Raw genomic sequence first — 7585 nt, forward strand, 5'->3', positions numbered from 1 at the left:
TTTCTTCCTTGCGGCGTATGCGCTAAGAGCGTGCGTAGCTTAATCCGAGATAGATCGAATCCGCCTATGAGAGACACGTCCCCTTTCTACATCACCACCGCGATTTCCTACCCGAACGGCCGGCCGCATATCGGCCACGCCTATGAGTTGATCGCGACGGATGCCATGGCGCGCTACCAGCGCCTAGATGGACGTGACGTGTTCTTCCTGACCGGCACCGACGAGCACGGCCAGAAGATGCAGCAGACGGCACGCAAGGAAGGCGTGACTCCGCAGGAACTGGCCGACCGCAACTCCGCGGAATTCCAGAAGATGGCCGTGCTATTGAATGCGTCCAACGACGACTTCATCCGCACGACCGAGAAGCGCCATCACGATGCGTCGCAGGACATCTGGATTCGCATGGGCGAGGCGGGCGACCTCTACAAGGATTCCTACGCCGGCTGGTACTCTGTGCGGGACGAAGCCTACTACCAGGAGAACGAGACCGAACTGCGCGACGATGGCGTCCGCTACGGCCCGCAGGGAACGCCCGTCGAATGGGTCGAGGAGCAGAGCTACTTCTTCCGCCTCTCCGCCTATCAGGACAAGCTCCTGAAGCACTATGAGGAAAATCCTGATTTCATCGGTCCGGCCGAACGCCGCAACGAGGTGATTTCGTTCGTGAAATCGGGCCTCAAGGATCTCTCGGTTTCGCGCACCACCTTCGACTGGGGCATCAAGGTTCCGAACGACCCGGCGCACGTGATGTATGTCTGGGTCGACGCGCTGACGAACTACATCACCGCGACCGGCTATCTCGACGATCCCAAGGGTCCACGCGCCAAGTTCTGGCCAGCCAACATCCATGTGATCGGCAAGGACATCATCCGCTTCCACGCAGTCTATTGGCCGGCTTTCCTGATATCGGCCGGCCTGCCGCTGCCCAAGCGCGTCTTTGCCCATGGCTTCCTGCTCAACAAGGGCGAGAAGATGTCGAAGTCGCTTGGCAACGTCGTCGATCCGTTCAATCTGGTCGAGCATTTCGGTCTGGATCAGATCCGCTACTTCTTCCTGCGCGAAGTCTCCTTCGGTCAGGACGGCAGCTACAGCGAGGAGGGGATCGCGACCCGCATCAACTCCGATCTCGCCAACGGCATCGGCAACCTGGCGAGCCGCTCGCTGTCGATGATCGTCAAGAATTGCGACGGCCAGGTCCCGGTCTGCGGTACCCTGACCGACGAGGACAAGGCGATGCTGGCGGCCGCAGATGCGCTGCACGAGATCACGCGCGACGAGATGGGCAAGCAGATGATCCACCGGGCGCTGGCCGCGATCATCGCCGTCGTCTCCGAGACGGACCGCTACTTCGCCGGCCAGGAGCCCTGGGCCCTGAAGAAGACCGATCCGGCCCGCATGGGAACCGTGCTCTATGTAACGGCGGAAGTGGTGCGCCAGATCGCCATCCTCTTGCAGCCCTTCATGCCGGACTCGTCGGCAAAGCTGCTCGACCTGGTGGCGGCGCCCGCCGACAAGCGCGACTTCGCAGCCCTCGGCGAGGCGGGACGTCTCGTGTCGGGCACGCCGCTTGAAGCGCCGAAGCCGGTGTTCCCGCGCTACATTGCACCGGAAGCGCAATAAGGCACTTTGAGCATGCTGATCGATACCCATTGCCATCTGGATTTTCCCGATTTCGAAGCGGAGCGTGACGCCATCGTCGCGCGGGCGCATGAGGCGGGTGTCGAGCAGATGATCACGATCTCGACCCGCGTGAAGCGGTTCGAGACGATCCTTGCGATCGCTGAGGCCTATCCGAATGTCTTCTGTTCCGTCGGCACGCATCCGCATAATGCGGATGAGGAACTGGACATCACGACTGAAGATCTTGTCCAGCTGTCGGTGCATCCGAAGGTGGTCGCGATTGGCGAGGCGGGTCTCGACTATTTCTATGACAACGCTCCGCGTGACGCCCAGGTCGAAGGCCTGCGCCGGCACATTGCCGCAGCGCGCGAAACCGGTTTGCCGCTCGTCATTCATAGCCGCTCGGCCGACGAAGACATGGCGGCGATCCTGACCGAGGAAACAGGGAAGGGGGCCTTCCCTTTCCTTCTGCACTGCTTCTCGTCCGGCCCTGACCTCGCGCGTATCGGCGTCGAGCTCGGCGGCTACGTCTCCTTCTCGGGCATCCTGACCTTTCCGAAATCCGAAGAGTTGCGCGAGATCGCCAAGACCGTGCCGCACGACCGGATGATCGTCGAGACCGACGCGCCTTATCTCGCGCCGAAGCCGTTCCGCGGCAAGCGCAACGAGCCGGCCTATGTCGCCCATACGGCTGCCGTGCTCGCCGAAACGATCGGTGTGAGCAACGAGGAGATCGCTAGGATCACCACGGAAAACGCCTTCCGCATCTTCTCCAAGATGCCGAGGGTCTGACGTGGCGTTCCGGCGCGCCTTCACCATTCTCGGCTGCGGCTCGTCGCCGGGCGTGCCGCGCATCACCGGTGACTGGGGCGCCTGCAATCCGGACAATCCGAAGAACCGGCGCATGCGCGCCGCTTTGCTGGTCGAGCAGACCGCGCCCGATGGTGGCAAGACGACCGTCGTCATCGACACTGGTCCGGATTTTCGCGCGCAGATGGTTGCAGCAGGGGTGCACCACATCGATGCGGTGCTCTACACCCATTCCCATGCCGATCATCTGCATGGCATCGACGATCTGCGCGGTTATGTCATTGAAAACCGGAGGCGGGTGCCGATCTGGGCCGATGCCTATACGATGGGGCGAATCCGCGAGGGATTCGGCTATTGCCTGGAATCACCGCCCGGCAGCGGTTACCCACCGATCGTCGAGCCGCGGATCATTCCCGACGATCTATCGCCTGTGGTGATCAACGGTGCCGGCGGGCCGATCCCGTTCCGGCCGCTGATGCAGTTTCACGGCAACATCCATTCGCTCGGGTTCCGGGTCGGCGACTTTGCCTATTGCAGCGATGTCAGCGACTTTCCCGCCGAGACCGTCGCCAAGCTCGACGGTCTCGATCTGCTGGTTCTCGACACCCTGCAGTATAAGTTCCACCCGAGCCATCTGTCGCTGGTGCAGTCGCTCGGCTGGATCGCCAGACTGCAGCCGAAGCGGGCGGTACTGACGCACATGCATGTGCCGCTGGATTACGACACGGTTCAGGGCGAAACGCCCGATCATATCGAGCCGGCCTACGACATGATGCGGCTCGAATTCGACGTCGGCGATCCGACGTCTGGTGACGCGTAAATCAGATTAGCATTCTTATCTAATATACGGATTCACTTGGAGAAATAAGGCGCCAGATTGGTGCGGATACGCTCCAGAACCGATGCGCCCGAAAGGTCCGGGACAAAGCGCTGACCGGTGATCGTCTCGAAAGCTTCGATATAGACCGCCGAGGTCTGTTCGATGAGATCGACTGGAATTTCCGGGATCGGATCCTTGTAAGGGTCGCAGCGCGCGGTGACCCAGGCGCGCACGAAATCCTTGTCGAAGCTCTTCGGGCGTTCGCCGCGTTCGAAGCTTTGCTGGTAGCTGTCGGCGATCCAATAGCGGCTGCTATCGGGCGTGTGGATCTCGTCGGCAAGAATGATCGTGCCGTTTTCGTCGGTACCGAACTCGTATTTGGTATCGACGAGGATCAGGCCACGTTCGGCGGCGCGCTGCTGGCCACGGGCAAACAGGGCCAGCGCATATTGCCAGACCGTATCTAGCTGCTCTTTCGTCAGCAGGCCTTGCTCGAGGATCGCTTCGGCCGAGAGCGGCTCGTCGTGACCGCCGTCGAAAGCCTTACTGGTGGGCGTGATGATCGGCTGCGGCAGCTTCTCGTTGTCGCGCATGCCGTCCGGCAAGGTGATGCCGTACATCTCACGTTCGCCGTTGCGGTACTTGGTCAGGATCGAGGTGCTGGTGGTGCCGGCAAGATAACCGCGCACGACGACCTCAACCGGCAGAATGTCGAGCCGCTTGCCGATGACGACATTGGGGTCCGGATAGCTGACCACATGGTTCGGGCAAATGTCGGCGGTTTCCTCGAACCAGTAGCGCGCGGTCTGGGTCAGCACGTGACCCTTGTTCGGGATCGAGGTCAGGATGACGTCGAAGGCGCTCAGCCGATCCGTGGCGATGATGATACGGTTGCCATCGGGCAGATCGTAGTTTTCGCGAACCTTGCCTTTGTAGCGGTTTGGCAGTTCTGGAATGAAAGCATCTGAAAGAACGCGCAATTCGCTCATCACATCTGGCCTTGAAAGTGGTGCTTCGGTGCTGGAACGCTAAGCAGGCCGGAAAGGCCGGGTCAAGCGCGGCAAGGCAAGGACCAGCCGCAATCCATGTTTTCCGGCATATCCGATAGTTCCATAATCTATCTTATGCGATCTTTGTGTGTAGTGGCTATTTAGTAATGCGACAGTTGGGCCAGTTAGAGATGCGACAGTCTCGCCTCTCGCCTCTCGACTCACTGGTCAAAGCCAACGTTGGGAGCAAGGATGACGACCCTCAGCCTGGTCGAGACCATGAGCGGTCGGAGTCGTCATGTCCTGTTTGATCACCATGTCGCAGAAAGAATTGCATCGCCTCGAAGTCATCCAGAAGATCCGTGACGAGCGCCTGAGCGTTGTCCAGGCTGCCGAACTACTCGACCTCAGTCGAAGTCAGATCCACAGACTGCTGCAGGCTTATGATCAAGATGGTCCGGCCGGTCTTGTTTCGAAGAAGCGATCCCGGCCGAGCAATCGGCGCCACAGCGAGGATTTCCGCAATGCGGCGCTGGATCTGATCCGCGAACGCTATCTGGATTTCGGTCCGACGCTGGCGCGCGAGAAGCTCATCGAGCTGCACCGGATTTCTGTTGCCAAGGAAACGCTGCGGCAATGGATGACTGAGGCTGGCATCTGGATCTCGCGTCGGGACCGCAAGAAACGGGTTTTTCAGCCACGTGGCCGGCGCGACTGCTTTGGCGAACTGGTGCAGATCGATGGGTCGTTTCACTGGTGGTTCGAGAACCGCGGCCCCAAATGCGCCCTGCTCGTCTATATTGATGACGCCACCGGCAAGCTGTTGCATCTGCGCTTTGCTGGATCGGAGAATACGTTCGACTATCTGCATGCGACCAAGGCTTACCTGCAGCAATGGGGCAAGCCGCTGGCCTTCTACAGCGACAAGCACGGCGTTTTCCGCTCACTCCATGGGTCGAAGAATGACCGGACAAGCGGCCTGACGCAGTTCGGACGGGCGCTTTATGAACTCAATATCGACATCATCTGTGCCAACACCCCGCAGGCCAAAGGTCGGGTGGAGCGTGCCAACCAGACATTACAGGATCGGTTGGTCAAGGAGATGCGCCTTCGCGGCATCGATACGATCGAGGCTGCGAATGTCTATGCGCCTGAGTTCATTGCAGATTTCAACACTCGTTTCGGCAAGCACGCACGCAATCCGAAGGACATGCACCGGCCGCTGGCTGACCATGAGAACCTCGATGGTGCCATGTGCCGCAAAGAAGTGCGCACGCTGTCGCAATCCCTGACGCTGCGTTACGACAAGGTGCTGTTCATTCTCGATCCGACCGAGATTTCCAGGCCATTGGCGGGCCAGAAGGTGATTGTCTGCGATTATCCGGACGGTCGGCTTGAGATCATGCACGAGAGCTTCGCCCTGCCCTACAAGACCTTCGATACGTTGCGCTCGGTACATCGCGCCGAGGTCGTCGACAACAAGCGGCTGGACGACATGCTGTCAATCGTCGCCGAGATGCAGGCCGGACGCCAACAGCAGCGCAGCAAGAGTGGTCCGAGCCGAACGGGCCAAACGGGTCATATGTTCGGCATTCGAGACGGTAGCACAGCCAACGGCTACCAGAAGCGTGGTCCCAAGCCTGGCCGGCGGACGGATTTCATGAACGATCCGGCGGTGATTGCGCGACGAGAGAAAGCGTTGATGAGGCGGCCAGCGGCGGAATAAAGAGCGTCAATGCACGCCGATGTCGCTCTGCGTATCCGATTCCAACTGCAGGCAAGCTGGCCAAAGTGGCGTCTTGTGGAAGGCTCCATCCTGGAGGAGCGTGAGCCCCTCTCGTGCCTCATAGAGCACACCGAGCCAGCACAAGCGCCGAAAGACGCCATATTGGAGATCGGATTTCAACTTCCAGGCTTCTATGGTCATTTCGGTGTCCGACAGAGGCGCCAAGTCTGGATAGAGGATCTTGACAACGTCTATTGGCGTGCACCCTTCCCTGGCTTTGATATTGAGAAGATTGAGGAACATGCGCCACCAGCGTAACCGCGCTCGGACCTCCTCTTCCCGCTCGGTGGTATGGACATACGAATAGAGATAATCCGTGGCGACCAGATCGAAGAAGGCTTGCGGGTTCACCAGGAACTCCCGGCCGCGTCTGGTTGGCAGCAGCACATCTTTTTTCCGACGAAGAAGCTTCAGATGACGGGTCATGTCGCGCACGACCCAAAGCGGCGGCATGTCGCTTTCATTGAGCACCTTGTTCATGCTGTAGAGGTCTTCGGCTGTGAAGCCTGGCCAAAGGAAGTGCACAGCGGCCCAATGCACGAACTTGCGGTTCATGGCGCCGGTCGCCGTCAATCCTATGCCGCCCTCACCGTCAGCATAGGCAACCGAAAGAAGCATACCGCGAAGAAGTGGGGACAGTGCGGCGACATCGACGTCACCATGCAGCTTGATTTCCGGAAGCATCGTGCGGCTGTGATCCCTACCTCGCCCTATGCAGGTGCAAGCGAGTATCAACCGGCGACAAAACAATTGCTACTGAGAAAGCTAAAGCCGAAGGAGAGTGTCATCACCCGCCCCCGCTCCGCCCTTTCAACCCGGACCAGCCGGTCGGATCGGGGGCTGACTGGCAGAGCAAGCCGGCGGGCAGTGTCGCATTTCTAAATGGCTGGCGACGTCGCAGCCCTATTCAGCTTTGACACTGTGTGTAGCCGCAAAGTTAAAGTGTCCTGATCCTGCAAAGTTGGAATGTCACTCTCCCCGGGTTTTGCTGACCTGGGAGATTGCGGATGGGATTGATTGCGATGAGCGAGCGTGACTGTAGCCGCAAAGTTAAAGTGTCCTGATCCTGCAAAGTTGGAATGTCACTCTCCCCGGGTTTTGCTGACCTGGGAGATTGCGGATGGGATTGATTGCGATGAGCGAACGCGATCTGCAGCGGATTGAGGTTTTGTCGAAAGTGATCGCCGGACGCATGACGTTGGCGTCGGCGGCGCGCGTGCTTGAGCTGAGCACCCGCCAGGTGCGTCGGTTGCTGGAGCGGATCAACACCGGCGGTGCGGCTTCGATCCCAGGCCGGCGCCGAGGCTATTATGACGTTGGCGTCGGCGGCGCGCGTGCTTGAGCTGTTGGCGTCGGCGGCGCGCGTGCTTGAGCTGAGCACCCGCCAGGTGCGTCGGTTGCTGGAGCGGATCAACACCGGCGGTGCGGCTTCGATCCGGCATAAGGCAATCGGCCGGCCCTCGAACAATCGGATCAGCGACGGTGTTCGGGATTATGCGGTGACGGTCGTTCGCGAACGCTATGTGGACTTTGGTCCGACGCTGGCGGCCGAGAAGCTTG

7 protein-coding genes and 1 pseudogene are annotated in these 7585 nt (G+C 59.9%); 6 read left to right on the forward strand and 2 right to left on the reverse strand.

Annotated features, from left to right (window positions below):
• Window positions 1-66 precede the first annotated feature (66 nt).
• The 3 genes from metG to ASE60_RS33265 are packed head-to-tail and all read left to right on the forward strand — an operon-like array spanning window position 67 to window position 3250.
• Entirely contained in the window at window positions 67-1620 is a 1554-nt protein-coding gene (metG, locus tag ASE60_RS33255; protein ID WP_057256045.1) for a methionine--tRNA ligase, read from the forward strand.
• 12 nt (window positions 1621-1632) lie between these two features.
• On the forward strand, window positions 1633-2412 hold the full coding sequence (locus ASE60_RS33260; protein ID WP_057256047.1) for a TatD family hydrolase: 780 nt from the start codon (window positions 1633-1635) through the stop codon (window positions 2410-2412).
• Window position 2413: 1 nt separating this feature from the next.
• Entirely contained in the window at window positions 2414-3250 is an 837-nt protein-coding gene (locus ASE60_RS33265; protein ID WP_057256049.1) for an MBL fold metallo-hydrolase, read from the forward strand.
• A 32-nt stretch (window positions 3251-3282) separates the two neighbouring features.
• Here ASE60_RS33265 and ASE60_RS33270 read toward each other — a convergent pair whose 3' ends face one another.
• Entirely contained in the window at window positions 3283-4230 is a 948-nt protein-coding gene (locus tag ASE60_RS33270; RefSeq protein ID WP_057256106.1) for a phosphoribosylaminoimidazolesuccinocarboxamide synthase, read from the reverse strand.
• A 307-nt stretch (window positions 4231-4537) separates the two neighbouring features.
• On the opposite strand from ASE60_RS33270, the gene ASE60_RS33275 reads away from it, so the two are divergent.
• Window positions 4538-5965: an ISNCY family transposase gene (locus ASE60_RS33275; protein ID WP_057256050.1), complete on the forward strand. Its 1428-nt coding sequence runs from the start codon at window positions 4538-4540 to the stop codon at window positions 5963-5965.
• A gap of 6 nt (window positions 5966-5971) precedes the next feature.
• Here the strand turns inward: ASE60_RS33275 and ASE60_RS33280 are convergent, their stop codons facing one another.
• A complete protein-coding gene (locus ASE60_RS33280; protein ID WP_057256053.1) occupies window positions 5972-6709 on the reverse strand; it encodes a hypothetical protein in 738 nt (245 codons plus the stop codon).
• Between the two features lie 436 nt (window positions 6710-7145).
• On the opposite strand from ASE60_RS33280, the pseudogene ASE60_RS33285 reads away from it, so the two are divergent.
• A pseudogene (locus ASE60_RS33285) lies at window positions 7146-7313 on the forward strand (helix-turn-helix domain-containing protein); the annotation flags it as partial.
• A 22-nt stretch (window positions 7314-7335) separates the two neighbouring features.
• On the forward strand, window positions 7336-7585 hold a 250-nt coding region (locus tag ASE60_RS33290; RefSeq protein ID WP_156414777.1), incomplete at its 3' end, for a helix-turn-helix domain-containing protein.

It is taken from the genome of Ensifer sp. Root278 (genome assembly GCF_001429285.1).
Taxonomy (GTDB): domain Bacteria; phylum Pseudomonadota; class Alphaproteobacteria; order Rhizobiales; family Rhizobiaceae; genus Ensifer.